The organism is Neobacillus sp. GCM10023253 (assembly GCF_042653105.1).
In the GTDB taxonomy this organism is placed as follows: domain Bacteria; phylum Bacillota; class Bacilli; order Bacillales; family Cytobacillaceae; genus Neobacillus; species Neobacillus citreus.
The window spans coordinates 43,848-69,262 of sequence record NZ_JBHSHV010000018.1 but is presented as its reverse complement, the minus strand read 5'-3'; the positions used below and the strand labels follow the sequence as shown (position 1 = coordinate 69,262).

The 25,415-nt window shown below is 37.8% G+C and carries 27 protein-coding genes; 16 read left to right on the top strand and 11 right to left on the bottom strand.

The window, feature by feature from the left end:
- Positions 1–50 precede the first annotated feature (50 nt).
- The 3 genes from ACFPA1_RS20975 to ACFPA1_RS20965 all read left to right on the top strand — a co-directional run bounded on the left by ACFPA1_RS20975 (position 51) and on the right by ACFPA1_RS20965 (position 2,444).
- Positions 51–524 (top strand): hypothetical protein, encoded by a 474-nt coding sequence (locus ACFPA1_RS20975; protein WP_378585219.1) that lies wholly within the window; start codon positions 51–53, stop codon positions 522–524.
- Between the two features lie 345 nt (positions 525–869).
- Positions 870–1,466: a DJ-1/PfpI family protein gene (locus ACFPA1_RS20970; RefSeq protein WP_378585217.1), complete on the top strand. Its 597-nt coding sequence runs from the start codon at positions 870–872 to the stop codon at positions 1,464–1,466.
- Between the two features lie 231 nt (positions 1,467–1,697).
- Entirely contained in the window at positions 1,698–2,444 is a 747-nt protein-coding gene (locus ACFPA1_RS20965) for an alpha/beta fold hydrolase (RefSeq protein WP_378585215.1), read from the top strand.
- Between the two features lie 779 nt (positions 2,445–3,223).
- Here ACFPA1_RS20965 and ACFPA1_RS20960 read toward each other — a convergent pair.
- Positions 3,224–4,126 carry a LysR family transcriptional regulator gene (locus ACFPA1_RS20960; RefSeq protein ID WP_378585212.1) on the bottom strand — a complete coding sequence of 301 codons (903 nt, stop codon included), beginning with the start codon at positions 4,124–4,126 and terminating at the stop codon, positions 3,224–3,226.
- Between the two features lie 117 nt (positions 4,127–4,243).
- Here ACFPA1_RS20960 and ACFPA1_RS20955 point away from each other — a divergent pair, with 117 nt between their 5' ends.
- A complete protein-coding gene (locus ACFPA1_RS20955) occupies positions 4,244–5,629 on the top strand; it encodes an MFS transporter (RefSeq protein WP_378585210.1) in 1,386 nt (461 codons plus the stop codon).
- 22 nt (positions 5,630–5,651) lie between these two features.
- Positions 5,652–6,596 carry an NADP-dependent oxidoreductase gene (locus ACFPA1_RS20950; protein WP_378585208.1) on the top strand — a complete coding sequence of 315 codons (945 nt, stop codon included), beginning with the start codon at positions 5,652–5,654 and terminating at the stop codon, positions 6,594–6,596.
- 162 nt (positions 6,597–6,758) lie between these two features.
- Here ACFPA1_RS20950 and ACFPA1_RS20945 read toward each other — a convergent pair whose 3' ends face one another.
- The 4 genes from ACFPA1_RS20945 to ACFPA1_RS20930 form a co-directional block, all read right to left on the bottom strand.
- Positions 6,759–7,421: a DUF3995 domain-containing protein gene (locus ACFPA1_RS20945; protein WP_378585205.1), complete on the bottom strand. Its 663-nt coding sequence runs from the start codon at positions 7,419–7,421 to the stop codon at positions 6,759–6,761.
- A 19-nt stretch (positions 7,422–7,440) separates the two neighbouring features.
- Positions 7,441–8,511 carry a hypothetical protein gene (locus ACFPA1_RS20940; RefSeq protein WP_378585335.1) on the bottom strand — a complete coding sequence of 357 codons (1,071 nt, stop codon included), beginning with the start codon at positions 8,509–8,511 and terminating at the stop codon, positions 7,441–7,443.
- Between the two features lie 88 nt (positions 8,512–8,599).
- Entirely contained in the window at positions 8,600–9,949 is a 1,350-nt protein-coding gene (locus ACFPA1_RS20935) for a sensor histidine kinase (RefSeq protein WP_378585202.1), read from the bottom strand.
- Positions 9,946–10,620 (bottom strand): response regulator transcription factor, encoded by a 675-nt coding sequence (locus ACFPA1_RS20930; RefSeq protein WP_378585199.1) that lies wholly within the window; start codon positions 10,618–10,620, stop codon positions 9,946–9,948. The genes ACFPA1_RS20935 and ACFPA1_RS20930 overlap by 4 nt, the downstream gene beginning before the upstream one ends.
- 288 nt (positions 10,621–10,908) lie before the next feature.
- Between ACFPA1_RS20930 and ACFPA1_RS20925 the strand changes: the two genes are divergently transcribed.
- From ACFPA1_RS20925 to ACFPA1_RS20910, 4 genes are all read left to right on the top strand, one after another.
- Positions 10,909–11,349, top strand: a complete 441-nt coding sequence (locus ACFPA1_RS20925) for a hypothetical protein (RefSeq protein ID WP_378585196.1) — start codon at positions 10,909–10,911, stop codon at positions 11,347–11,349.
- A 221-nt stretch (positions 11,350–11,570) separates the two neighbouring features.
- Positions 11,571–11,771: a cold-shock protein gene (locus ACFPA1_RS20920; protein ID WP_027322326.1), complete on the top strand. Its 201-nt coding sequence runs from the start codon at positions 11,571–11,573 to the stop codon at positions 11,769–11,771.
- A gap of 224 nt (positions 11,772–11,995) precedes the next feature.
- Positions 11,996–12,157: a DUF3934 family protein gene (locus tag ACFPA1_RS20915; protein WP_213146210.1), complete on the top strand. Its 162-nt coding sequence runs from the start codon at positions 11,996–11,998 to the stop codon at positions 12,155–12,157.
- 68 nt (positions 12,158–12,225) lie between these two features.
- Positions 12,226–13,173, top strand: coding sequence for an ATP-grasp domain-containing protein (locus tag ACFPA1_RS20910; protein WP_378585193.1), 948 nt, complete (start codon positions 12,226–12,228; stop codon positions 13,171–13,173).
- Positions 13,174–13,545: 372 nt separating this feature from the next.
- On the opposite strand, the gene ACFPA1_RS20905 is transcribed toward ACFPA1_RS20910, so the two are convergent.
- Together ACFPA1_RS20905 and ACFPA1_RS20900 are read right to left on the bottom strand one after the other, a co-directional pair.
- Positions 13,546–14,211 carry a DNA-binding response regulator gene (locus ACFPA1_RS20905; RefSeq protein WP_378585190.1) on the bottom strand — a complete coding sequence of 222 codons (666 nt, stop codon included), beginning with the start codon at positions 14,209–14,211 and terminating at the stop codon, positions 13,546–13,548.
- A 1,111-nt stretch (positions 14,212–15,322) separates the two neighbouring features.
- Positions 15,323–16,285: a helix-turn-helix transcriptional regulator gene (locus tag ACFPA1_RS20900; protein ID WP_213146213.1), complete on the bottom strand. Its 963-nt coding sequence runs from the start codon at positions 16,283–16,285 to the stop codon at positions 15,323–15,325.
- Between the two features lie 109 nt (positions 16,286–16,394).
- Here ACFPA1_RS20900 and ACFPA1_RS20895 point away from each other — a divergent pair, with 109 nt between their 5' ends.
- Entirely contained in the window at positions 16,395–16,874 is a 480-nt protein-coding gene (locus ACFPA1_RS20895) for a GyrI-like domain-containing protein (protein WP_213146214.1), read from the top strand.
- Between the two features lie 193 nt (positions 16,875–17,067).
- Here the strand turns inward: ACFPA1_RS20895 and ACFPA1_RS20890 are convergent, their stop codons facing one another.
- Complete coding sequence (locus tag ACFPA1_RS20890; protein ID WP_213146215.1) at positions 17,068–17,985, bottom strand: LysR family transcriptional regulator; 918 nt, start codon at positions 17,983–17,985, stop codon at positions 17,068–17,070.
- A gap of 234 nt (positions 17,986–18,219) precedes the next feature.
- Here ACFPA1_RS20890 and ACFPA1_RS20885 point away from each other — a divergent pair, with 234 nt between their 5' ends.
- From ACFPA1_RS20885 to ACFPA1_RS20870, 4 genes are all read left to right on the top strand, one after another.
- The gene (locus ACFPA1_RS20885; RefSeq protein WP_378585188.1) at positions 18,220–19,428 is read left to right on the top strand and encodes an MFS transporter; all 1,209 of its coding nucleotides are present in this window, start codon (positions 18,220–18,222) and stop codon (positions 19,426–19,428) included.
- Between the two features lie 136 nt (positions 19,429–19,564).
- Positions 19,565–20,029: a DinB family protein gene (locus ACFPA1_RS20880; protein ID WP_378585186.1), complete on the top strand. Its 465-nt coding sequence runs from the start codon at positions 19,565–19,567 to the stop codon at positions 20,027–20,029.
- 272 nt (positions 20,030–20,301) lie between these two features.
- Positions 20,302–20,637, top strand: a complete 336-nt coding sequence (locus tag ACFPA1_RS20875; RefSeq protein WP_378585184.1) for a DUF7668 domain-containing protein — start codon at positions 20,302–20,304, stop codon at positions 20,635–20,637.
- Positions 20,638–20,899: 262 nt separating this feature from the next.
- Positions 20,900–21,100 (top strand): cold-shock protein, encoded by a 201-nt coding sequence (locus tag ACFPA1_RS20870; protein WP_046524299.1) that lies wholly within the window; start codon positions 20,900–20,902, stop codon positions 21,098–21,100.
- Between the two features lie 286 nt (positions 21,101–21,386).
- On the opposite strand, the gene ACFPA1_RS20865 is transcribed toward ACFPA1_RS20870, so the two are convergent.
- Entirely contained in the window at positions 21,387–21,962 is a 576-nt protein-coding gene (locus tag ACFPA1_RS20865; RefSeq protein ID WP_213118903.1) for a dihydrofolate reductase family protein, read from the bottom strand.
- A gap of 317 nt (positions 21,963–22,279) precedes the next feature.
- Here ACFPA1_RS20865 and ACFPA1_RS20860 point away from each other — a divergent pair, with 317 nt between their 5' ends.
- Positions 22,280–22,945 (top strand): hypothetical protein, encoded by a 666-nt coding sequence (locus ACFPA1_RS20860; RefSeq protein WP_378585181.1) that lies wholly within the window; start codon positions 22,280–22,282, stop codon positions 22,943–22,945.
- Positions 22,946–23,080: 135 nt separating this feature from the next.
- Here the strand turns inward: ACFPA1_RS20860 and ACFPA1_RS20855 are convergent, their stop codons facing one another.
- Positions 23,081–23,473: a hypothetical protein gene (locus ACFPA1_RS20855; protein ID WP_378585179.1), complete on the bottom strand. Its 393-nt coding sequence runs from the start codon at positions 23,471–23,473 to the stop codon at positions 23,081–23,083.
- A 352-nt stretch (positions 23,474–23,825) separates the two neighbouring features.
- On the opposite strand from ACFPA1_RS20855, the gene ACFPA1_RS20850 reads away from it, so the two are divergent.
- Positions 23,826–24,197: a DUF2185 domain-containing protein gene (locus tag ACFPA1_RS20850; RefSeq protein ID WP_378585177.1), complete on the top strand. Its 372-nt coding sequence runs from the start codon at positions 23,826–23,828 to the stop codon at positions 24,195–24,197.
- Between the two features lie 416 nt (positions 24,198–24,613).
- Here the strand turns inward: ACFPA1_RS20850 and ACFPA1_RS20845 are convergent, their stop codons facing one another.
- The gene (locus tag ACFPA1_RS20845) at positions 24,614–25,192 is read right to left on the bottom strand and encodes a CBO0543 family protein (protein WP_378585175.1); all 579 of its coding nucleotides are present in this window, start codon (positions 25,190–25,192) and stop codon (positions 24,614–24,616) included.
- Positions 25,193–25,415: the final 223 nt, after the last annotated feature.

Genomic DNA, 25,415 nt, shown 5'->3' with positions numbered 1-25,415 from the left:
TGAGAGACATAATAAAATTGAGAATTCCCGTAAAATAAGGTGGAGTTATTATGTCTTCAAAAAATCAGTGGCTATTGAATATTGCACTGATAATAATCTCTTGGATTACAGTGCCTCTGTTGGGGGTTCATAATATCAAAAGATTTTTACCTGCCTCAATCCTTGCTGTACTATTGTGTGGCTTAGATGCTAAGATCGGAAAACAACGCAGGTGGTGGGCTTTTTATAATAAGCCCCAATCATTAATACGAAATGAATTTCCTTTTCTCATTGGTCCGATGTTAGTAATATCATTATGGATATTAAAATGGTCTTATGGAAATTTTAAAAAGTTTATTATGTTAAATGCTATTGGGGATGTAATTTTTGTATTTCCGATAACAAGGTTATTTACAAAAATAAAATTATATAGACTTGTTAAATTTAACGAATTCCAGTTCTTTTTATATTTCTTTTACAAGGCTTTTCTCTTGTATGGATTTCAAGGCCTATTTGAAAAATACAAAAAACTTTCCAGTGAATGAATGCCCGGTTTTGGGAATGAAAGATGAAGAGGAGGTTTTAAAAAATAACCGCTTCTGAATTAACCATTATTATTATTGGGTGTTGTTCAATACTGATATTTTCATTTATTTTATGTAAGCTTTTTGAAAAGTTTTATACAACAAGATAAGCTCTGGCGGTCGCTCATTAATTGAGCGATTTTTTTAATTTATTTCGGGGGTCGCTTAGTATAGTAAGCTGTCAAAAATGACAGCTTTTCTTTTTGTGCTAACGGGCAGGTTAGTTAAACAAGGATATGCTCAAATATGGTAAAATTTCTATAAAATTACAAGGTTAGAGAAAATAATCACTAAGGAGGAACGTTTATGAATGCCAAACAGTGGAGAGTGCGAATATTTTTGTTTAACGACGTAGAGGTTTTGGATTTTGCAGGTCCTTTTGAAGTTTTTTCTGTCGCAGCATTAGAGAATGGTCAAAAACCATTTGTAGTTGAAACGGTATCAGAAAAAGGAACAATGATATATGCTCGTAATGGATTGAAGGTTCAACCAGATTTCAGTTTTGATACTATGCCAAAATTTGATATATTGGTTATTCCTGGAGGTCCAGGTGCTAGGGAACGAGAAATAAATAATGATAAAGTAATAACCTGGATTGAAAGTCAAATGAAAAATGTACAATTAATGACTTCTGTTTGTACGGGTGCCCTTCTGTTAGCAAAAGCAGGTTTACTTAAAGATAAAATGGCAACAACCCATTGGGCAAGCTATGAAAGATTAGAAAAAGAATTTCCAGAAGTTGAAGTTCAGAGGGATGTTAAATTTGTAGATGAAGGTAATGTTATTACATCAGGTGGAATCTCAGCAGGTATAAATATGACTTTTCATATTGTGAAACGATTGGTGGGTCCTCAAGTTGCACAAGAAACCGCTAAGCGAATGGAATACGATATTATTATTTAAAAAAATGTCCGTTTTGGCGAACCTGTTTATGAGCTAAATGAATACATTTAGCTCAAGCTGAAACAAAGGTATATTTTCTAAAAATTCAGCATTTACCATACTTCTTTGTGGTAAAATATGTAATGTGTGTAGGGATAGGTGTGAGTGAAAACTTAACTTCATGGTTATTTTTCATAATCCTAACGCACGTTCAAATGAAAATATTAAATTATGTTAGGTGGGGGAATATCAATGGATTTGTATTACGAAGTTAATGGTATTGGTCAACCTGTGGTCCTCCTCACTGGTGGGGCTGATGTACGAAATTGGACATTTGTCGCACCTCTTTTAGAGAAACATTATAAGGTCGTTGCTTTTGACGGACGTGGGACCGGGAAATCACCGTCTCCTATAGAAGATGTCAACCCTGTTGAAGATTTGTTGTCACTGTTTGATCATCTAGAAATTAATCAGGCAACGCTCATCGGTCACTCAATGGGCGGCCAAATTGCCACTGAATTCGCTCTGAATTATCCTGAGAGGGTATCTAAACTAATTTTGCTTGCGCCAGGATTATCTGGGTTTAGCTATTCGAAGGAATTTGGAGAGAGAATGAAGAAGGTTCATGAAGCTGCCCCCGATATCGATAAGATGATTGAGCTTTTACTCTGTGATCCATCTAATCGTGTTGTAGCGGTGAGTCCGCACCGGGATTTGATGGTTCAAATGCTTCGGCACCATATGAACCGAATGTTTGAATGGCCACCGGTTAAATTAATTTGGCCGCAACCACCGGCTATCGAAAGATTAGGAGAATTATCGGTCAACACATTATTGATTATCGGTAAGGAGGAATCACCCGATAACCTTCTAGTTGCCAATTACTTTCGAATGCACTCAGATGCGAGAATCATAGAAATTCCGGGTGCTGACCATATGGCTAATCTCACCCACCCCGAGAAGCTGTATAGTCTAATTACTGATTTTATGGAGGAATGAAAAGCCTATTATGCTAATGGCTTTGGAAGAGAATGAACGCTTTCTAGATAATATAATGACCTTCGATGAACCCACTTTTTCCATATTGATTAACAATACTTTGGAGTACACATTATTAAACTATCAGCAGTTAACGCAACAATGAAATAAATAATGAAAAGACAGACCAAATAACAAAATTTTGATCTGTCTTTTTTATTGCCAAATCAAGGTTTCTGTTGCAAAGAAGAAAAAAATCGGCATATAAAAGTTTAGAATGGATTTGTTTTATTACTGTTTGTTTAATGTAAAAGGTAAAATACTAAAGAAAACGTAGAGGATGCTAAAACCTCTGCGTTTTGTGTGTGATTTTGTTGTCTAAATTTATGCGATTTACCCTGATATTAACCTTGTTAATTCAGTTTTTCCAAAGTTTATAGAATTGCTTAAAGCAAACATGGATGGACTCATACAAGAAAGTAAAATAAAGTATATGAAAAAGTGGCTGCGGGAAAATGAGCAGAAGCAACAAAGAGGTAGAGATCATAGATAAACAACTGGTGTAAAAGTGGGGATATTCGTAAATACCACCTTCAAAAATTTAGTAGCCTCTCAGGCGCTTTCTGATGAAATGGTAACAATGCTGCTGGATGAAAGATACAGTAAATATACATTTGATATCAATTATCCTTTTTTAAAAAAGATTGATTGGAGAACATCATTATCTGAACAAAGAAAAATTAATGGCTATAACCCTCCTATTTTTTTTAAGCTAATCCGCAACGGTAAAAGTTGAGTTATTACTTCTGTAATGTTTTAAAATGCTGGATTAGTAGGTCCCGAAACATACTAGCTGCCAAGGATAAATAACGCTTTTCCGACCATGACAAATAATAGGTACGCTGGCAAACCGGTTCTTGAATGTGTAAATGATGAAATAAATTCTCTCTTTCTAATAAAGTTTCTAACCAAAATGCGATTCCAAGACCTGAGTGAACTAATTCCTTTATTGTTTTTGACTCATCCGTTTCACAGACAATATTCGGTGTAAAACCTGCTTTTTGACACAGTTCATCAGTAGTTTCCCGAAATGAATGGCCCTTCTTAAAGTGGATAAAAGGTTCATTAGCGACTTCACTCAGCTTGATACTCTGTTGATTTGCAAGTCGATGTGTGATGGGGACTGCTAGTAATATTTCTTCTGTCTGTATAGGTATGTTGCAAAATCCTTTTCGTTCAATGGGTTTGCATGAAATACTGAAATCAATTTCACCGTTTTCGAGTAGACGCTCCTTCTTTTCCAACGTGGAAACTTGTGAAATCCTAAAATGGACATCGGGATAAGAGGTTCGAAAAGAGTTTATTACATTAAAAAAATAAGGTAAAAAGGTTGTGTCGATAGAAACGATTCCTCGTTCCAATCCTGCCATATCGGCAATTTTTCGTCGTCCCTCTTCCAAGGCATTTAGTGCGGTTTCTACTTTTTCCAGGAAAACCTCCCCATATTCATTCAGTGAAATCTGTCTCCCTCGCCGATCAAATAGTGGTACCCCAACATCTTTTTCTAACCTCGCGATAGTCTGGCTAAGAGCGGGTTGTGTAATATATAATTCCTGTGCTGCCTTTGTTAAATGTTTCAGTTGTGCAACCTTTTGAAAATACTTTAGCTGAAGCAGATCCATTATTACCTCTTCTCCTTTCATAAGCTCAATCTTATGATTATATAAACAAATATACATTTTTCATTATACGTAATGAATCATACAATGTTGATAGAATAGCATTCATTATTTAAACAGCAGTGAAGGAGGATAGGTAAAATGAATTTATCAGTTGCACAAGAAACTCAACTCATTCGTTTACTTTGCTTCATTGTTCCTTTTGCTGTAATCAATAGTTACATGTTGAATGTGGCTTTACCTGATATATCGGTTCAGTTTGGAATAACTCCTTCCACCACCAGTTGGGTGGTAACCGTATCGGGAATCATATCAGCTCTTGGCACACTATTATATGGAAAGTTAGCGGATCGTTTCGGGATAAAAAATTTGGCTACCTTTGGAGTACTCATGTTTTTCATCGGTTCCATCTTTTGTTTACTTGCTCCCAGTTACCTTCTGTTGATTATGGGGCGAGTTATACAAGGAATCGGTGTTTCGTCTATTCCTTCTTTAGCAATGGTCATCCCTGCTCGTTATATTAATGCTGAGCGTCGAGGAAAAGCACTAGGGATGGTCGCATCCACCATGGCGTTTTCAGGGGTGATTGGTCCGATATTGGGCGGGATTCTAACGGGATACTTTCACTGGAGATATTTATTTCTTTTCTCCATGTGCGTCATACTGGCGCTGCCCTTTATTCGCAAATGGTTACCTAATGAGGTTCATAAACAGGATGGGACGATTGATATTTCAAGTGCAGGATTAATAGCAGTCTTCATTATTTGTTTGATGGAAGCCATTACCTTATTGAATCTTTGGTTGCTTATAGTAAGTTTATGTTTCTTTGTTTTCTTCCTCATTCGACAAAAGCATTCAGCCCATCCATTTATTCCCCTGCGTCTTTTTCGGAATGTTTCCTATCGTCATGGTATATTCATGGGTGCATTAAATACCTCTACCAATTTTGGTGTATTCCTGATCACCCCTTTGCTTTTCAACCAAGTTTATGGATTAAAGGGACATTGGATTGGATTATTATTGGTTCCAGCAGCATTCATCTCCGCTCTATTAGGTAAATATGGGGGGGCTCTGGCTGACCAAAAAGGTAGTCGCTATGTTTTAACGGTATCGATCATGGTCTTAAGTGTCGGGTTTCTTTTGCTATCGACATCTGTTGGGTATGCATCTTGGAGTATCTCCATTTGCCTGATTCTCACAGAAGTTGGATATATTTTCATGCAGCCTTCACTAGCCAATTGGGTATCTAGAAACCTGCCACAGGAGCATTCAGGAATTGGTATGGGTGTATATAGTTTGTCGAATTTTTTATCCATTGCCGTATGTGGAGCTGTCATTACCACGGTAGTGGAAATTGATAAATTGCCTCCACTAAACCCACTTGCTGCTTCTGGACAATCTGGAATTTACAGTAATATATACTTCGGTTTTTTTGTGCTAACATTGTTGAATTTGCTTTTTTTGTACAAATTTATGTATCGGCCTGAACGTAAGCTAATTGATACATTCAAACAAACGAAAATTTAATTTGTGAAAGGATGGATCAGTGATGTCAACTCAGTTAATGAATGCGATTCGTGTCCACCATTACGGTGGTCCAGAAGTGCTAAAGCTAGAACGAATTCCTCTTCCAAGACCTGAAGCCGGAGAGGTATTAATTCGTGTTCATGCAGCTGGAGTTCTTCCGTATGATTGGAAATATCGTCAAGGGTTGTTTAAAGATAGTCGCCCCGCAAGTTTTCCGTATATCCCAGGATCGTCATTCTCAGGAACCGTGGAGAAAGTTGGACCTGATGTACATGAATTCTGCAAAGGACAGGAGGTCTTCGGCAGAAGCCAATATGGAACCTATGCTGAATTTACAGTGGCACCGGCAGCAGGACTTATGCTTAAACCTTCAGCATTGAGCTTTGATGAATCCGTTACAATACCAGGAAGTGCGGTAACCGCATGGTTGACTCTATTTCGAGATGGGGAATTAAAAAAAGGTGAAAAGGTACTGATTCATGGGGCAGCCGGTGGGTTCGGCATGATTGCGGTCCAATTGGCCAAATGGAAGGGGGCATTTGTAATTGGAACCTGTTCAGCGAAAAATGTGGATTTTCTGTACTCATTAGGTGTTGACACTGTCATTGATTATACTTCCAAATCATTTGACAAAATTGTCCAGGATGTGGATCTAGTTGTTGATACTATAGGTGGAGAAACATTAGATCGTTCCTGGACCGTTGTAAAAATGGGAGGAAAACTTCTGTCGATGGTAGAGCAGCCATCAGTTGAAAAGGTGCAAAGGTTTGGATTAAAGCCTGTTAAACCGTATTCCTTACCTCATCTAGAGGAAATTGAAACCATTTCTAAGATCATTTCTCAAATGATAGTTGGGAAACAGGTAAAAGTTTGTATTTTTAAAAAATTCCCCTTAGAAAAAGTGCAAGAAGCTCATAAACTAAGCCAACGAGGACACGGGCGCGGGCGTATTATACTAAACGTATAGTTATGACAAACATTCGGTAAAACGAAAAAAATATTGCAACATTTGAACTGGTTAAAGACCGTGATTAAAGTAGTACAGTGATTGTACGCCTCCTAAACCTCCGCCAAGGGACCCTAATAATATCCCGATTGCTAGAAGCCATATCAAGAAAAAACATCCCATTTATGAGAGTTTAAAAATGATATAGAATACACAAAACATCGTTAGTAGAAAAACGAACATGAAATAGATGGCCAGGCCTCGTCTAAATGCAGAAAGTGAAATGCCAGAAGCTTGCGCATAATGAGAGGCTGTTAAGCCGGACAAAATGCCCATGATCACAAACCACGGCTCATAAAACAAAAGAGACCATAACGCCAGGCTGTGGACATCAAGTGAAATCCAGCCAGTGAATTGAATGGTAATGACATCTGCCAGAAGAAGGGCTTTTGTAATGATCCCACTGATTCCATGTGCAAGTAAATAAGCAGTACAGGAAAGGGTAGGAATTAAGATGATGAGACGGTGGATGTTTTTTCCTCCAATAAACGGCACCCATGCCGGGACTACTCGTCCCCATGGCTTGACAAGGGCAATTAAAATGAACCCACAGGTCATGATCAAGACGCCCGCAAGGTAACTTGCCATGTACATCGCTTTAGGATCCTCCAGCTGCCCGGGGAGACCTATCGTCCCGCCTGCAGCTTGATAAAATCGGACGAAAACGGCATACATGATTGCCCAAAAGCAACCGAGGTATGCCGGCCATACCGCTTTCTTCGTCCATTGTTCAAAGGCAGTTAACCTTTCCGTTGGAGCTATTACATTGTTTGATTTTTCATTCATGGCCACACAGTCCTCCTTTTTAACTTCTTCTACAGCGGGAACAACGGCCGCGCCGACGATAATAGTAGGCAATCGTAGCTAGCCCAAGAGCCACTCCCCATGGCACCCAAAAAATCATCGGTCCCATAGCTCCCCAGCCTTGACTGAGTAAAATATTGTCCATCGACTGGGGATGAAGTGCTGTGGCGATGATACCAAATGTAAAAACAAAGCCTGCCGCGGTTACAGCTATGGCAACAATAGAAGCAGGAATCACGGCCAGCATGATGGGGACCCTTTTGCCGCCAATGAATGGGAACCAGCGAGGAAAGACTTCACCCCATTTTTGAATCAAACCAAGTGTAAGGAGACCTCCGATGATACATACAGATCCAAACACCCATTCCGTCAGACGTGCCATCGGATTAGCAGTCGAGAAATCCTTAAGGAATTGCGGATCTACCCCTAAGGGGATATCGAGTGCCCACGAGAAGCGTACAAGGGCATAAGGAATGGGGGCCAACACGGCGATCATGGTCAACCATCTTCCCCAACGAATCCATGGAGATGTTTCTCCGTCATCGGTACGTCCGCAATATTCACATGCATGACGGGCTTTTCTTTGGTAAACAACAGCGGCCATTATCCAAAAAAGGGCGCCTATAATACAAATGATTTGATTCAACATTTGCCAGTTAAAGTCGAATTTAAATAAAAAAGCGTAAGCCATAGCGGCAATTAACCTGGTATCAGGAATAAACAGGAGCAGCGCAAGTGAGAACCCCCATGAATAGGCAAAAGCAAACCTCCGAGAAAAAGAATTATATTGTGGTCTTTGCATGACAAGACCTATTCCAATGCCCATGAGACATAAGGTGACAAAAATAATACCGCCAACTTGTGCCGGAAGATAGGTCACCATGGCGGCGAACAATCCCATACCGTCATTTCCAAAAGGATATCCAGATCCACCTAATAACCAGTATAGATGTAATCCTCCATACAGTACCGACCATATCATGGCGGCATAACCGATCCATGAGGGCCAGCCGTTCCTGTTTGTTTTTGCCTCTTTTTTCATTAAAGTCGATGTGACATTCAACGTAATCATCCTTTCTTTTTTTTCCAAAATAAATAACCTCACTTTCATCCTAATCACTAAAGGTTAAAATGAAGGTGAGGTTTCGTTTAAATTTTGTTTAAGTCGTCTTTTTTTCGTACAGATAGATGTGCGTGCCCTTTGGTGAACTAGTTATGTTCCATCCTAATTGCATTTCCTGAAGCATGAGTGACACGATGGAGAGGCCGATGCCGGCACCCTTTTTGTCTGTTGTTACATCCAAGCCAGGGCCTCTGTCTTCAATCAGAATAGCTGTTTTCCCTTCGTAATCGACGATGCTGACACCGACATACCGCCCCGACTTAGCGTGTCTGATCACGTTTTGGTAGAGATTATCTAGGATGCGCATGAACCAATGGGGATCGATATTCCAGATCAAAGCCTTTTCGGGCAGACGAACATCTATTTCAAAGCCTTCTTTCTCAAATACCGGATACCATCCTGCCATTGATTCTCGGATGAACCGAATGATGTCCGTTTCTTTTCTTTGTAATGTGTATTTTCCGGCTGATAATAGCGTGTAGGAAAGGAGATTTTCCAGCAGATGGCTTAAGAGATCTACCTTGTTTTCGATTAAATGAAGTGATTCTTTCCCTTTGGATGATAAAGGTTCTTTTTGTAATGAATAGGCATGCCCGCGAATGGCTGTGAGCGGTGTTCGTAAATCATGGGATATATTGGCAATCAGCTGTTTGCGCAGAGTTTCTTCTTCTTGTTCATGCTGCCTGCTTTTGATCAGTTCATCGATCATATGATTAAACGCTTTGCCCAATTCACTAATTTCGTCTTTTTTGTTGATAACAATCTTTTCAGGAATCCCGTTTTCCCGCGTTTCCGTCATGGCGGTTTGTAGATGAACGAGCCGTTTCCGTATCTTGAAGAAAAATAACCAAGAGACCAATAGAAAAAGACCAAATACGAGAAAAGCATAGATTGCCAAGAGCTTGTCATCGATCAAGGAAAGAGTCGGAAGTTTGGAAACGGAGGGCGGTATTTGGAAAACCATAAATCCGTTGCTCTGGTCTTTGCCGATAAAAGACACAAAAGTAATGGGATCTTCTTCGCTATGATTTATAAACCCAATACTGTTCTCTAAGGTCCATTGAGCCGGAATATTCTTTTGTCCGGAAAGTACCAGTTTGGTTTTGCCCGACCCGTCCACCCAGAATATCGATGCGAGCGGATACTGTTCCTTTACTGTGTGAAGCTTCTGATTTACCTGCGCTGGAGTGGCTCCATCCAGCTTTGCTGCCTCATGATGCCACATTTTCTTTAATTTGTTCGTATCCATATACTGAGCTCTCTGTGAAAAATCCTTGTCCAGAAAATAGGAGGGGATGTAATAGGCAGGTAAAACAAACGGCCATATGATAAGTGCTACCATAATGATCAGTAAATATTTTGCCAACAGTGAATGTCGAAATTTCATTGCTTCACCCGATATCCGATTCCCCGGATCGTTTCAATAATTTGCGGCTGGCTCGGATTTTCCTCTATTTTTTCGCGTAAATGGCGAATATGGACCATCAACGTTTTATCTCCAGCTATATAGGGGCTTTCCCAAACAGCTTCAAAGATTTGTTCTTTTGTGAGAATTTGGTTTGGATGACGAAGCAAATATGTAAAAATCTGAAACTGCTTTGCGGTTAGGACAATTTCATGATTCGATCTTGTATCGACAATGCGGTTTTGGTCTAAATAAATGCAAAGATGTGATAGTTGAATCAGAGGTAGTGCCATCTTCTCATGCCGTCTTAACAGCACTTCCACACGTGCCGCCAATTCATCGGGATGAAAGGGTTTTGTTACATAATCGTCGGCAAAATGAAGACCTTGCAATTTATCGTCAATAGAGGTTCTAGCAGAAAGGAGAAGAATCGGTGTCTCTGGATATTCCTTTTTTAACCGCAGGCCGATCGAGAATCCGTCCAATCCGGGAAGCATGATATCAAGGATGACTAGGTCGATGTCCTCCATATAATGGGCCGAATTATCTCCCGAGGTAAGCCAGGTCATATGATAGCCTCTTCTTGTTAAATCTTCGCTGACCCAGGCGCCGATTTCCTGATCGTCTTCTATGTATAATAGTTTATTTTTCATGTTCCCCACCTAATGGATTTTTTTCTTTTTAAAAACTGTATGTCCAGCTTTTTCGTCGATTTTATCTATAAGGTATCCATTCCACTCTTAAGTTGGATAATCCTTCTTCATTTTTAATAATGCCAAATGGGCATTTGCAGACATTGCTTGGAAGATAGTTGTACTTTCAGCAACTATTTTTATGACGGAAAAAAATATGAATAAAAAGGTGTCCTCTTTTATTACGTATAAAATTGTATATAATTTGTAAACTAAATTTATCCAGATTAAGATTAAGGAATTGATGATATGATCCAAGATAAGGTGCTGTTAATTGGTTTATTAGGTGTTCTGTCAACAATAGCTGGAGAGATTGCTTCTAGGATACTTGTTTATAGTGGAATTGGTAAGTATAGTATTTATGAATTATCAAGCCTTATTGTTACATTTAACAGGCCTGTATTTACCATAGGGTTAATTGTAGATTTTTTAGTTAGTGGTGTTTTTGCAATCTTACTTTACTTTATATTTAAAAAGTTGGGCTCATGCCATTTAGTTATTAAAACTGCTATGGGCAGTTTACTGGCCTGGTTAGTATGTGAACTTTTATTCACAGCAATAATAGAAGGTAAGTATATACCTATTAGACCCATAAATGATTATTATTCGCATATTTTTAGCACCTTTATTTTTGGGATTACATTAGGGCTGTTGATGAAAAAATTTATATTCAAGGAGTTAAATTCTTGATAAATTTAACCATTTAAAAACTCCTCAGGTATTACTTTAAGAAGGCATCTTTTGGTTATGTTCCAGGTTCCTTGCAAAAGATTTCAAAAAATGTTATTCTAAGTATGAATTATTTTTGTTCGGTGTAAAGGATAGTATTAGTATAACTTTTCGTCTTGATGATCACTGAGAGCAAGGATAGTAATACATTGTGTGTGTGAACACACTAGGAGGCAACAAACATGGAAAAAGGTAAAGTAAAATGGTTTAATGGCGAAAAAGGCTTCGGATTCATCGAACGTGAAGGTGGAGAAGATGTATTCGTTCATTTCTCAGCTATCCAAGGCGAAGGTTACAAAACATTAGAAGAAGGTCAAGAAGTGACTTTTGATGTTGAGCAAGGTCAACGTGGAGCACAAGCAGCTAACGTTCGCAAGGCTTAATTATAATGGCAAACTTGGACAGACTCTATTTTAGAGTCTGTTTTTTATTTGTCTTAGAAAAACAAATAACCCCACTCGGGTAACGAGCAGGGTACTTGAAAACAGTAAATCAAATGGTAAACCAAGTGTAGCATATAAATGGTGGATTACCTAATTTCTTTTTATTTTTTTACAAAGAGACTAACCAGATAGGTAACATGACTAGATAATAATGGGGTGATTGTATGAGTAAAGCTAAAGGAAAAGGTGGAACAGGGCGAGGAACAGGCAAGAAAGGTTGGAATCGTTGGCAAGCCAGCACAAACAAAAAAAAGAGTGCAAAACCGTATATAAGTAAAGGTACAATAAAAACGGCTGTTGAAAATGACCCTACGGGCAATAGTTAAAGTCACTGATCCCAAATAAAGCGAATACTGAATAAACGCAATTAAACAGCTAGAAAGAGGTCGTAAAAATGAGCAAGGTATATGTCATCCATGAAAATAGTGAGTGGACCGTCCATTTGACAAAAAGGTTAGAGGAACTTGGTGTCCCTTATGAAGAATGGCATTTAGACGAAGGGACGCTAGATTTATCAACAGAGCCACCAAAAGGAATCTTCTATAGCAGAATGAGTGCATCCTCTCATACACGTGACCACCGTTTTGCAGCGGAATTTACTGGACAAGTATTAGCCTGGCTTGAAGCGCATGGCCGTACGGTGTTAAATGGAACGAGCGCCCTAAAGCTGGAAGTTAGTAAGGTGCTGCAGTACTTAGAGTTAAACAAGTATGGTGTGAAGACGCCAAAAACCATTGCAGCAGTTGGAAAACAAAATATTATGAGGGCAGCTAAAAGCTTTGCAGGACAATCCTTTATTACAAAGCATAACCGTGCAGGTAAAGGCTTGGGTGTACAATTATTCCATAGTTTAGAAGCATTAAAAGCTTATGTGGAAGGCCCAACTTTCGAAGAACCGGTCGATGGCATTACCCTGATTCAAGAATACATTAAATCCCCTGAAAGCTATATCACCCGCTGTGAGTTTGTAGGAGGAAACTTTGTTTATGCAGTTAATGTTGATACCTCGGAAGGATTTGAACTTTGCCCAGCGGATGCCTGCCAAATTGGCGATTTATTCTGCCCGGTCGGAGAAGAAGTAGAAGAGAAGCCTAAATTTCAAATTATTGAAGGGTTTGAGGACGAGATCATTGAAAAATATAAAAAGGTTCTAGCTGCTAATCGTATTCAAATAGCTGGAATCGAGTTCATCAGAAATGCTGATGGTGAAATTTTTACCTATGATATTAATACAAACACGAACTATAATTCTGATGCAGAAGCAAAAGCCGGAAAATACGGAATGCTCGAACTCGCTTTATTTTTAAAGAAGACTTTAGAAGAAACGTACGTAACGGCTTAATTCGGTGAAGTAACATCGATTTAATTTAAGTAAGCTGCCATAATTGGCAGCTTGTTTTGTTTGTTTGCAGCATCGAAGCGAGCAAAACACCAATTCGTATTTGTGATACGGTTCACTGTAACCCATCAAAATGAGGTTTTTATAAATAGAAGTCCTATCCTTAATTAAGTAACCAGAGAAAGTAAAATAAGCGGAGAATTTTCGGTTAGATGCAGAATGGAGCACGTTTCGGGGTAAATAAGGGAAGTTTTTCCGATTATGCAAAGCAAAATTCCCGATTTTAGCGTTTTTCGAGTCAATAGGCGAAATTTCTCCGTCTATTTAAGCTATTTTTAATATTATTTACTAATTAAGCGAAATTTTTCCGTCTATTTATCTGATCGGGTACTTAACATGATCCCCCAAACGATATGAGCGGATCCTCTTGATCCCAGATGCAGGAATCAACATCTTTTTATCGACAAGTTGGGAAAGTACTTTTTTTACCGTCTTATCACATAGCTTCAAATACTCCTCGACTTCTTTTGGGGATACGTCTTCTCCTTTTCGAATCGCTAGCCGAAGCACTTCCTTTTCGATAAAGGACAGAGAAGTCTGGTCCAGTTCATCACCCAGCCATTGGCCAATCACTTGCTGAACAATCTGTTGACATTGACGTGGCTTTTCCTTAACTTGATCATAAGAAAATCGGATCACGGTCCATCCATCAATCACTAACTGGTTTTGACGTTCAAGGTTGTCGGAAAATTGCCATCTGCTTATGTTCTTTAAGTGAGGGCCATACCCGTCGACTTCGAAGCAAATCCGGATGGCGGCACGAATATAAGCAAAATCCAAATAACGTTTGCCATCCTTGAAATCATTGACTTCATATTCCGGATGTAGATATCGGAAATGGTAAAATAAGGGCCACCACACTTGCTTCAAAAACAACATTTCAGCCTGCTTGTGACCTTCTTGTAAGCGCCGCAGCCGTTCACCGGTTCTTGCTTGCAAGTGAGCATTCATAAAGGCCTGGTATTCTTCTTCAAATCCCATATCATCTCTCCTCCATTTCTCCTATTATTAAATGTCCCCTGAAACCAATATGTTTTCGGTATATTTCTCTACTGTTTCGATGTATTAATAACCGCACCTCATACAAAAGATGAACTTTATGAGTTTTGTAATAATATCTTCAAATGCAAAACGTCCACAACATGGGCATTTAATAGCAAACATATTCTATGCCACGAATGAAAGGTTTCCATTATGAATTCAGACAGATTCTTAAAATTAATGAGTAATAATACGAGTGAAAGAAGTGTATAATGTGGCTTCAATGGTAGATTGTAAAAACAAATATAGACTTGCGGAATAGTTAATTTAAAAAGAATATTTAGAGAAGAATTTGAGGATAGAACTACTTTTAGTTTAATAGAATTGTTAAGTTTGTCAATCTATTTTCCTTATATTTCGACAACACAGCGACATTTTAAGACACCTCTTATTTAAGTCTTTCAATACGAAATAAAAAAACTACACTCTGATAAAAACAACTAGGTAAGGGGACTCCCTCTTACCTAGTTAAGAAAAGTTATTTAGCCTCCTGAAATACCGTTACTACCTCACCTGTATGCTATCCCAACTCCGGGAGGGGCTTAAGGGCAAACATACCAAACACCACGCAGGCAATAAGCGCAAGGAGGAATGTGAGCATTAATCAAACCAATAATTAGCAGAAGTAAAATAAGCGGAGAATTTTCGGTTAGATGCAGAATGGAGCACGTTTTGGGGTAAATAAGGGAAGTTTTTCCGATTATGCAAAGCAAAATTCCCGATTTTAGCGTTTTTCGAGTCAATAGGCGAAATTTCTCCGTCTATTTAAGCTATTTTTAATATTATTCACTAATTAAGCGGAATTTTTCCGTCTATTTATCAGATCGGATGCTTAACCTGATCCCCCAACCGATAAGAGCGGAACCTCTTGATCCCAGAAGCGGGAATCAGCATCTTTTTATCAACTAGTTGAGAAAGTACTGATTTTACCGTCTTGTCACTTAGCTTCAAATACTTCATGTTCAAGCGTCCCCAACCTTAAGGAGAGAACCTCATTTATTTGTGATACGATTCACTGTAACCCATCTATATGAGGTTTAACGGGCACTGCTTAAGTACAAAATAGAAATACTCTTTCCTGTAAACCTTCTAAGACTTCTTCGGGAACTTCCCTGATCTTGATATCCTCACCTAGGAAAAGAAGCCAATTGGTTATTTCGGTCAATTCTTCTGAATGATTCACATTGATAAAAGTCTTTAGAATGGCTGTGGTTTGGTAAGGATCCGTATAGGAAATGGAAACCTTTAATGGATGGTATTTTTTGAACTGGGCAATCGCCTTTGGACCAAGTTCAACGACAAGGTTAATTACTTCTTCGTGCTTCCTTAGTTTTTCTAAGATCTTTTTCTTACTAACTCTTTTTTCCGTGGGGTATGGTTGTACATCGGTGAGGTTGTCGACAGAGAAAATTTGTCTCTTTTCCTCCTTTAAGTTAAAGCCTTCAATCAGCCAAAGGCCTTTTTCCTGATAAAGGTGTAAGAGATAAATGGGATAAGACTTTATGACCTTCCCTTCTTTAATGGTAATCAATAAATAGCGATCCAAAAGAAGGATTTGAATAAGTTTTTCTAACATCGGATGGGGAAGGTCTGACAGTTCAAGCAGGTCTGGGTTATGGGGATTGGTCCCTTCAAAAAGCAGGATTTGATTTAATAGGACCAGGTCATCCTGCTGGGTTTCTGAAATGAGGCCAAGTAATTTTTCAGCTAAAGACTGACGGCTCTTTAGATAAGGGAGTTGTTGATTTCTTGTGGCCATAAAGGCAATAAAGAGAGCTTTAATCTCATTATCGGTAAAGCGGACGGTGGGCAGGACCGAATTGTTCATGACAAAATAGCCGCCATCCCTGCCAACTTCAGCGACAAGCGGCATCCCCATGGCTTCAATTTCCCGAATATCTCGAATCGCGGTCGAACGAGAGATGTTAAATTCTTGCATGATCTCAGAAATGGTAAAGTGGGATCGGTTGTTGATATACCGCATGATGGTATTAATCCGTTCAACTTTTTTCATCGGGGTCTCCTAAACAGTTTCATTTTTTGACATGATTAAAGATTATTATAAACTCATCAAGTGAAAAGATAAATCATTTGATAAATTTTAAAAAAGGGATGGATTGAATATGACAAATTATACGTTAGAAGAAAAGGAAAGCTTCACCGTTTTAGGTATTGGAACAGAGCTTAAGAGCCACTACACAGACTATGCTGGCATCACCAAAGAAAAGGCAGACTTTTGGTCGGCCGTCAATCAAGATGGAAGGCTTGACAAGTTAAAAGCCGTTGCCGCAAATGACTACATTTTTGTCGTGAATGAAGCAGTGAATAACAAGATGATGCATTATGCCGGCGTCATGACAGAGGCATCCTTACCAGAAGCATCCAGAGTGATTCAATTTCCTAAAAGTGAATACCTCGTTGTAAAAGGGGAAGCAGAGACGGCTGAACAGTTGAGTAATATGGTTACTGGCATTGCCTTTGGTCAAGTATTGCCAGAAGCAAAGGATTTTGCCTATGTGGGCGGGCCAAATACAGCGGTCATCATGGGGCAGCGAAACGGCTCTGTATTTGGTGAAATGTGGATTCCGGTTGTTAGGAAATAGAGAGATAACTATAGGGAGATTAAAATTAGAGACCACTATAAATTATATACGGGCTAGTCAACAAATGGGCGCAATTGTTGAATAAATGAATCCCAATTTCTCATTTATAGCACTGAGAGATTGGGATTTTTAATTTTTGAATATCCTTAACGCTGTAAATCCGTATATAAAACGCTGAGTATTGAATGACTTTTCAGCTCGTGTGATCATTGATTACTTCTGCATGATTTATCGCTGTTTCGATGTAGGTATTCAAAGTGTCGATAAACGCTCGGGCTGCAAATCCCAAGTACTTTTCAGTGCGATAAACTATACAAATATTTTGACTCGGTGTGGGATTAGTTAACTTAATAATTTTAATATCTTTGTTATCAAGATTTTCAAGTAACAATTTTGGCAGAACACTTACCCCAATTCCTTGCTGTACCATGTTAATTAGAGAGGATATTGTTGTAGTTTCAATCTTTGGATGTAGATGAAATCCTAGTTCCGTGCAAAATTTATCAACTAATTTACGACACTGATGATTAGAAGGAAACATTACTGTTTCCATGTATTGTAGATCCTTTAGTTGAACAGTCCTTTTATTTGCAAAGGAACTCTCTACTGGAACAGCTAAAGAAAACTCTTCATTAAATAGAGGAATTTGCACAATTCGATCATCATGAACGGAGGAAGTGGTTACGCCGATATCGATATTTCCCTTTATGACTTGTTCTGTCACTTCGGTTGTTTCTATTACTGATAAAGATAATTTAGGGTAGGTTCGGTGAAATTCTACCAGCAAAGCATTAAATAACAGATCCGCATCTCCTGGCAAGACACCGATCGTAAGCGTTCCACCTTGAATATTTTTCATTTCTGCAATCGCATCACGAGCGTATTTAATATGTGAAAAAACATGATTACTTTGTTCTAACAACACTTTTCCGGCATCTGTCAAGGTAATGCGTTTTCCCATGCGATCAAATAAAGGAACCCCTAACTCCTTCTCTAAAAATTTAATCTGTTGGCTGAGATTGGACTGTGTGGTAAAAAGCTTCTCCGATGCCCTTGAAAAATGCATCTCTTCACAAATGGCAATAAAATACTCCAATTGTCTTAGCTCCATTTATACATCCCCCCAACGGTGATCATCATCACTTTTACTTATCATTATAATCGGAAATACATGATTGTTGGAATTTTTTACAAGAGGTAAACTTATTTTGAAAATAAGCGCGCAGTAAATAAAAGGAAAAGAGGTTTTCTCATGTTGTAATTGAGAAATATTAAGCAAATTTATCCATGCCTGCTTGAATCTTTATTAAGTTGTTATCTAACTAATAAACATGGAGGTGGAAAAGTGTACACTAAATTAACTATATTTTTCTTATTGATGTTTTTAATCGCATCTAACTCATATCTCCTATCACCGCTTTTGCCCGTTTTACAGATTGAATTTCAGATTACAACCGTGCAGGCTGGCTGGATGATTAGCTCCTATGCCTTAACTTATGCTGTTTTCTCTTTGTTATTTGGTCCTATTTCAGACAAATGGAATCGTAAGAAGGTAATGATTTATGGTCTGGTCGGTTATGCAATGGCTATTTTCTTATGTGGATTTTCCTCTAGTTGGTTAGAAATAATCCTATATCAAGCTATAGCTGGTTTATTTGCTGCTTTGATTACTCCTCAAGTGTGGGCATCTATCACTATACTAATTCCTCCTGATCGTTTAGTTATGGGGGTGGGGGTTGTAATAGGAGGTGTGTCAGCAGCCCAAGTGTTAGGACACCCTTTCGGAAGTTTTTTAGCAAGCATTAGTTGGTCGATTCCTTATTTTGTGCTCTCCCTTGAAGCGATCGTAATCATTATATTGCTTATTTGGTTGATTCCTAGTTTACCCCCACCATCGGGTGAAAAGAAGCCGAACCCATTTGTCGAGCCTTATCGTCAACTATTGAAATCGAGCAAAGCACGCTTTGGTTTTTTGGCTTACTTAATCTTTGCCATCGGTTATTATGCAACTTTCACCTTTTTTGGCAAGTGGCTTGCTGATCGTTTTCAGCTTGATGTAACAACTGCAGGGATGGTGTTTCTTTTTTTCGGATTAGGCAGTTTAATCGGCAGTCTGTTTGGTAGTCCCTTGGTGACAAAGTTGACCCGTTTCCATACATTAAATATTGGGGCTGTATTGATGTCCATTTTGTACATTATTCTTCCTATGTCGAAAACGGTTTTGTATGTTGAAGTATTGCTCTTTACAATCGCTGCCATCGGTGGTGTCTTAATTTCAGTTATCCTTAGTTCCCTACAAACTCTTTCTAGTAAGCAAAGAGGAACGGTTGCGGCATTATCTAACTCTTGCCAATATTTTGGTTCAATGATTGGAACGGGAATAGCAGGTGTATTATATAGCACATTGAATGGTTTTTTCTCGGTCAGTTTATTTGCATCACTTATGTTTCTCTTATCCATTTTTCTTTTCATAAAGAGCAAAATAACGGATGATAAAACTTTTGAGCAAAAGGGGATAAAGGAAGCAGCGGGAATAACTGGTTTAATTAAATAAAGAGGTAGACTCATTTTGTATTTCATCTCTGAAATAAACAACTTTTTTTGCAGAGCAAGAGGTACCTTAATTATATTTTTTGCTATTTATTAATATTATAAAATGCACGATTGTATCAGTGAGAGGAGAGAAAGAAATGAATAAACTTGTGTTTAAGCAATTTGAAATGACAAGAGAGTACTTCATCAAGATCATAGGGTCTGTTTCTAAGGGCCAAACTGATGTGCAGCCAGATGGTTTCAACAACACCATTCACTGGCATACAGGTCACGTTTTGACAGTTACCGAACAAACTATGTTTGGTTTTCCTCATGCAACAACACATCTTCCCCCAATCTATATGGAATTGTTCGGGAACGGTACTAAACCAGCTGATTGGACGGGGAATGTACCTACTATGGATGAGCTTATAGTACAGCTAAAAGATCAATTGGATCGTCTTCAGCAAATTCCAGCTGAACAACTAAACATTTCCTTGGACACACCATTAATGGGATGTAAAACCTTTGGAGAGCTGGCAGGTTTAACACTGATGCATGAAGCAGCCCACATGGGACAGATTCAAGCAATGATTCGAGTCATTGAACATGTGAGTGTATAATGATTACGGACCAGAGGCTATTTCGCAATCGTGCGCTTTTCTTTAGTAAGAAGGCGTCTTGGTGGTATGCTCCTGCACATAAAGGGATTAGATTATGTTAAGGTGAAAAAATGTGAACATTTTCACTTAAACTCGGATGCTTATGTTAAAGACGGGATGGCTGCGGCGATCCCCTTTTTCTTGTGCTAACGGGGCAGGTTACCTTTAAGAAGGAAGTTATTGAAAAAACGTAGAATTTTACATAGAGAAACTATTTGAATGTGGTGAATTGTATGGACATAAAAAATAAAATAAAGTCATTACTGAGGGAGACTGTTATAGATTTTGTTCAAGGTGATTTTAATAAAATTAAAGCAAAGTTACATAATGGGCTTTCAATCAGTGACCTTAAAGAAGAGTTGAGTTACTGTGGTTTATTAACGATTCCACCTGATACAGCTTATGAAAATATACATTTTTATAAGTATGATGATGGTTCAGGATATGCTTTGGAATTTGAACTTTGGATTAATAATCAAAGAAGCGATTTAACTTTATCCTGTGAAGCCATAATAGACGAAAATAATAATATTCGAGCTTTTACTGTTGAAAATCTACACGTATTATAAAAATGTTCTTATTAAGCTAACGGGTGCTTTGGTGGAACAACAGGTTAGTCCATAATCTTTTAAAAGAATTCTAGCTGAATAGGACTTATTTATGAGCCCTCATTTCTATAGAGATTTGCAATCGCTTTCATAAAATGGTATTATATGGGGGATTATTTTTGTTCAGTGTACAGGAAAGGTATAAGTTTAAACTTTTCGTTTTGATGATCACTGAGAGCAAGAATAGTAAAACAATGTGTTAAGGCACTAGGAGGCAACAAAAATGGAAAAAGGTAAAGTAAAATGGTTTAATGCAGAAAAAGGCTTCGGATTCATCGAACGTGAAGGTGGAGACGATGTATTCGTTCATTTCTCAGCGATCCAAAGCGAAGGTTTCAAATCTCTCGACGAAGGTCAAGAAGTAACTTTTGACGTAGAACAAGGTCAACGTGGACCCCAGGCTTCTAACGTACGTAAAGCTTAAAGTACAATAGGCGAATATAGACGGACTCTGAAATAAGAGTCTGTCTTTTTATTTTTTTAAAATTAAAATACCCCACTCAAGAATGAGCAGGGTAGATAAAACAGTAAAGAAAATGGTAGATACAGTGTAACATATGTATCAAGAATTTCCTAATTTTGGTTAAAGTGAATAAAAAGCCGAGCTTTATTAAATCCTGATGTTGATCTTTACGATAAGAATACCGCCTCGTTGAAGAGGCGGCTTATTGAGCTATCGTCTCCGTCGTAATCTGCCTTAGGAGAAAAGGTCATCTTACCGTCTGGTAAACGAGGGCTATGGCCCCAGAATCAAATGTCTTGTTTTCAATCAGTTTAAGATTGATCTTCTCCTTGAGACCTTGGAATAACGGCAACCCGCTGCCGATCAGGACGGGAGAAACCGTAATTTTATACTCATCTATTAGATCAAGCTGCATAAGGTAGTGTGCTAACCTAGGACTGCCGAGGATGACCATATCCTTGCCTGGCTGCTGTTTGAGGTTCTTGATTTCCTCCTCGACATCTTCTTTCACCAGTCTGGAATTGTTCCATTCGACTTTCTCCAACGTCGTGGAAAATACGATTTTGGGTGTCTTTTCGATCCACTCGGCATGATTCCGTTCATGCTGCGAAGCTGAGGGGTCAGAAGGCACAGATGTCCAGTAACTGTGCATCATCTGATAAGTCTCACGTCCCCATATGACAGTGTCGGCAGTACTCAGAATTTCTTTCGCGTGTTTCTCCAAGTCAGCATCGTATGAAACCCAGCCAATGTCCATTTCACCGTTTGGACCTTCTACAAAACCGTCAAGCGATGCGTGCAGAAATAGAACAAGTTTTCTCATTTTTAGTCTCCTTTGTTCATGAGGGATATTTTTTTCATACTTCTTTATCTCCAATGTAAGTATAACCAATTTTTTATAAATTTTGGTAAAGAGTTCTATAAGTTACACTAATTAAAATAAAATGGGACGGTGCCAGCATCAGTCCCGTTTTGTTTTGTTAAAGAGAAGATTGTGAAGAACTACACTTAAACAAACGGGGGCAAGAGTTTAAGATCGGGCTGCCATTTTAGGAGGTTTTTCTTATTCGACTAACTGGCAGGTTACTTCAAGAAGGAAAAAATTTGTAGGTGGTAGAATTTTTATTTAGGTGATTAAAAATGATATTAAAACATTTTCTTTTATATTCGGAAAACGACAATGGCGTTGCTGATGTGGAAAAAAATTTTTCATTCCAATCAAGATGTATTACTTCCCTTTACGAAAAGTGCTTTTCTAAATTCTCAACTGAAAATATTAAGCAAATCAACATCTTTTGTGTTAAAGAATCCCCAAAGCTCAATTTAACAATTGTTGATGGATTCTGTGATGTAGAAATTCTTTATGATGTAAGAGATTTTTTCCAACTTGATGACCAGCAAAGAAAAGAAGTAATACTAGAGGTTTTGAAACAAGGTATTGATAAAGTAATTAAATTATATAATTGGGATAACAGACCATTCGATAATGCCTATAACTGTGTGAAAAAAGCAAGTTACAAAAACGAATATGTTTGGAAGAAACCAAAGAGTAGCCCCAACCGTTGCCTTAAAGCTGAAGTTTTAATAAACCACGACCTTTATTTATGCGAAATATATTTGGTGGTCAAGGATAAGAACGGTAATGAAATAGTAAAAAGACTTGTCTCAACAACTAAACCAGATGAGATTATATTTAGTCATTTTCTTGGGGAATTGAATTGGTTATCAAATAATGAGGTTGCTTTATTTAATAGACCAAAATCCAAATATATTTCTGTTCATCTAAAAGAGGTCTTATTCAAGTAACGTGGGCAAGAGTTTAAGATGGATCGCTGCGGCGGTCTTTTTTGCTTGTTGTGCTAACGGCATGAAAAAGGAGAATGAATTCATTATGAAATCATCCCTTCAAAAGTTTGAATATGCTTATACTGATATTATTCATCAATGACTCGCTAAACGTTTTTCAAAATCCGCCTTAAACAACAAAATAGCATCAATATTTACAGCAAAATCGTGGTCACTGATATTAAAATTAGTTATAAACTCGTCAGACTTCTTACGAACCATAATTGTCGGACGGATATTATCTCCAATAGCGTCCTTAGTTACAGCACTTCCATAGAAATACCAGTTAGTTTGAGTAGGCACATTTGCTGCATTCTTAGATAAGTCATTTTTTATTATTTCGCATAATTGAACCATAAAATCTTCATTAAGCTTAATGGTTTTTCCATGCTGACCATCAACAGATATATCAGCATATCCATACCAAATATTCCTGCTTGTATACTTTCCGTCATTTGAAGTATATGTTTCATCAAACAAAATCTTCATTTCATTACCCTCCGTTAGTATAAAATTTCTTCAAACTATTATAAACCATTTAGAAAATGTAAAATAGCTTGCTGTTAGTCTCACTATACTTGTAAGAGTTAGGCAAGCTAACATCATGATAGGGTTCCTCCTAAAGTTGTGAGTTAGAGTGGTGTCTATACTCATATCTTACTGAGGAGCCCTATTTTTTTCAAAGTCGAAAAATAACGAACTACAGGGAATGCTATCGGGGGATTTGGTGAAAGAAAACGGTTGCCAGAAACGTGGTATTGAAGTAATGGAGCAGGTTACTTGAAGAAGGAAATATTTTTCTAAATGTCGAATTTAGTTGAAATGGAACAGGAGTGAGGAAATGTTTAGGTTTAAAAAGAAGGCAAAAAAATTCTACATACCAGGTGACAAAATTATACGATTAATCCACTCTGAAGAGGGGTGCATTGCTTCTGATAGAATAACGGTTGATGGCTGCAAAGTGGGATTTATGTATAGAGAAGAACCATACCAAAACGGAAATCCAGATAGTGGTTGGAGATTTCTTGCTGGTGATGAAAGTGATGAATATATGGATAATGCTGAGAACCATTCAGTTTTTCAAGTTAATACAATATGTAATTACGATAACGAAATAATTCCGTTTCTTAATTCCCCTCCAGGTACGGCATATATCCGTGATGAAGAGGGTAAACTCGTCCTTGATGAAGAGTGGGAACAACTAGAAGATTAAAATGCAGTTCTTCAGCTAACGGGGACGATGCTTCAATACTGAAGGTCGCTTTTTTCTTCTTCAAGTAACTGGCAGTTTAGTTGAAGAAGAAAAACTAATAATGCGTATTTGACTCAAAATGAGAAGCAAGAAGGTGACTGAATGTTTGAAAATTGTTACGGAAAATGAAGTCGTTTAGAAGCTTTTGAAAAATGATAAAGAAAAGTATGTTAATAGTGCTTTCTATACTTCAAACTATGCTTTCTTGAGTTCGGTTATTGGAAAGACCATAATCGATCTGATAAGTGTGAAGAGGATGAACAGGAATATAGGATATGGCCCTTCGCTTATGTTGGACTGATAATAGACTATTATTACGTATTAAGTATATGAACTGAAAAATATGGAAAAAGCACCCATATTTTATGAGTACTTTACTATTGTCTATTCTGAGCTGAGAATTTAGGTTTATGTAATATATGAAATAACCAGGTTATAACTTTTGCTATCAAAAGTACAAATACGTATCCAAAAAATAAGTGAAAATAATTAATTTCACCGTACATTCTAAAAAGACCAGTACTTACTAAAATAGGCTTTAAAATAAATGCAAATATAGCAGCAGTTATTATAGCATATAGGTAATAATTTTTTTGATTATTTAATGTCCATTGGTAAATGAGCATGAAGGCCACAGGGACCATGGAAGTGTCCAATGAGATGCTTGGCAGTGCAGGGATAATCTGATAAGGGTAATGCCAATACCCTCTATTTATACCGTATAAATCGATAAATGTAAAAAAAACATGAACGTTATATCCATAAAAACCAATTAGAAATACTTTACTTCGGTCAATTTTAATATAAAGAATAACCAATGGGACTAAAAGAATAGCGATTAAAACCCAAAACTGCCACGTAGAAGGGTTAGAATAGTCTGTCCAATAATTAATTAAAGAATCGGTATTCTCTTTTCTACCGTATAGAATCTTGTCAAATTCATGTAAACGTTCCATTAAACTTCCTCCCTAATGTTTGCCAATTATACAGTTAGAATAACCTAATATATTTAGTTTATTAGTTATTAAATAAAGAAGATAATTATTTCGCATTTGATGATATTGTGAAGAAATGTACTTAAGCTAACGGGGGCAATCCTTCAAGATCGGCTGCTTGAAAAACAGGCAGCCGTTATTGCGTTACAGGAGACCTTTAATTTAAAATGTTTCCTTTCTTCTG

Bases quoted from the DNA above. Each gene is read 5' to 3' on its own strand.
- ACFPA1_RS20975 (WP_378585219.1), top strand. From the start codon at position 51: ATGTCTTCAAAAAATCAGTGGCTATTGAATATTGCACTGATAATAATC.
- ACFPA1_RS20930 (WP_378585199.1), bottom strand. From the start codon at position 10,620: ATGAAAAATAAACTATTATACATAGAAGACGATCAGGAAATCGGCGCC.
- ACFPA1_RS20855 (WP_378585179.1), bottom strand. From the start codon at position 23,473: ATGAAGATTTTGTTTGATGAAACATATACTTCAAATGACGGAAAGTAT.
- ACFPA1_RS20880 (WP_378585186.1), top strand. From the start codon at position 19,565: ATGAATAAACTTGTGTTTAAGCAATTTGAAATGACAAGAGAGTACTTC.
- ACFPA1_RS20945 (WP_378585205.1), bottom strand. From the start codon at position 7,421: ATGAATGAAAAATCAAACAATGTAATAGCTCCAACGGAAAGGTTAACT.
- ACFPA1_RS20960 (WP_378585212.1), bottom strand. From the start codon at position 4,126: ATGAAAGGAGAAGAGGTAATAATGGATCTGCTTCAGCTAAAGTATTTT.
- ACFPA1_RS20860 (WP_378585181.1), top strand. From the start codon at position 22,280: ATGATATTAAAACATTTTCTTTTATATTCGGAAAACGACAATGGCGTT.
- ACFPA1_RS20850 (WP_378585177.1), top strand. From the start codon at position 23,826: ATGTTTAGGTTTAAAAAGAAGGCAAAAAAATTCTACATACCAGGTGAC.
- ACFPA1_RS20915 (WP_213146210.1), top strand. From the start codon at position 11,996: ATGAGTAAAGCTAAAGGAAAAGGTGGAACAGGGCGAGGAACAGGCAAG.
- ACFPA1_RS20865 (WP_213118903.1), bottom strand. From the start codon at position 21,962: ATGAGAAAACTTGTTCTATTTCTGCACGCATCGCTTGACGGTTTTGTA.
- ACFPA1_RS20875 (WP_378585184.1), top strand. From the start codon at position 20,302: ATGGACATAAAAAATAAAATAAAGTCATTACTGAGGGAGACTGTTATA.
- ACFPA1_RS20955 (WP_378585210.1), top strand. From the start codon at position 4,244: ATGAATTTATCAGTTGCACAAGAAACTCAACTCATTCGTTTACTTTGC.
- ACFPA1_RS20890 (WP_213146215.1), bottom strand. From the start codon at position 17,985: ATGGAGCTAAGACAATTGGAGTATTTTATTGCCATTTGTGAAGAGATG.
- ACFPA1_RS20845 (WP_378585175.1), bottom strand. From the start codon at position 25,192: ATGGAACGTTTACATGAATTTGACAAGATTCTATACGGTAGAAAAGAG.
- ACFPA1_RS20895 (WP_213146214.1), top strand. From the start codon at position 16,395: ATGACAAATTATACGTTAGAAGAAAAGGAAAGCTTCACCGTTTTAGGT.
- ACFPA1_RS20940 (WP_378585335.1), bottom strand. From the start codon at position 8,511: ATGATTACGTTGAATGTCACATCGACTTTAATGAAAAAAGAGGCAAAA.
- ACFPA1_RS20935 (WP_378585202.1), bottom strand. From the start codon at position 9,949: ATGAAATTTCGACATTCACTGTTGGCAAAATATTTACTGATCATTATG.
- ACFPA1_RS20925 (WP_378585196.1), top strand. From the start codon at position 10,909: ATGATCCAAGATAAGGTGCTGTTAATTGGTTTATTAGGTGTTCTGTCA.
- ACFPA1_RS20920 (WP_027322326.1), top strand. From the start codon at position 11,571: ATGGAAAAAGGTAAAGTAAAATGGTTTAATGGCGAAAAAGGCTTCGGA.
- ACFPA1_RS20950 (WP_378585208.1), top strand. From the start codon at position 5,652: ATGTCAACTCAGTTAATGAATGCGATTCGTGTCCACCATTACGGTGGT.
- ACFPA1_RS20870 (WP_046524299.1), top strand. From the start codon at position 20,900: ATGGAAAAAGGTAAAGTAAAATGGTTTAATGCAGAAAAAGGCTTCGGA.
- ACFPA1_RS20910 (WP_378585193.1), top strand. From the start codon at position 12,226: ATGAGCAAGGTATATGTCATCCATGAAAATAGTGAGTGGACCGTCCAT.
- ACFPA1_RS20970 (WP_378585217.1), top strand. From the start codon at position 870: ATGAATGCCAAACAGTGGAGAGTGCGAATATTTTTGTTTAACGACGTA.
- ACFPA1_RS20900 (WP_213146213.1), bottom strand. From the start codon at position 16,285: ATGAAAAAAGTTGAACGGATTAATACCATCATGCGGTATATCAACAAC.
- ACFPA1_RS20905 (WP_378585190.1), bottom strand. From the start codon at position 14,211: ATGGGATTTGAAGAAGAATACCAGGCCTTTATGAATGCTCACTTGCAA.
- ACFPA1_RS20965 (WP_378585215.1), top strand. From the start codon at position 1,698: ATGGATTTGTATTACGAAGTTAATGGTATTGGTCAACCTGTGGTCCTC.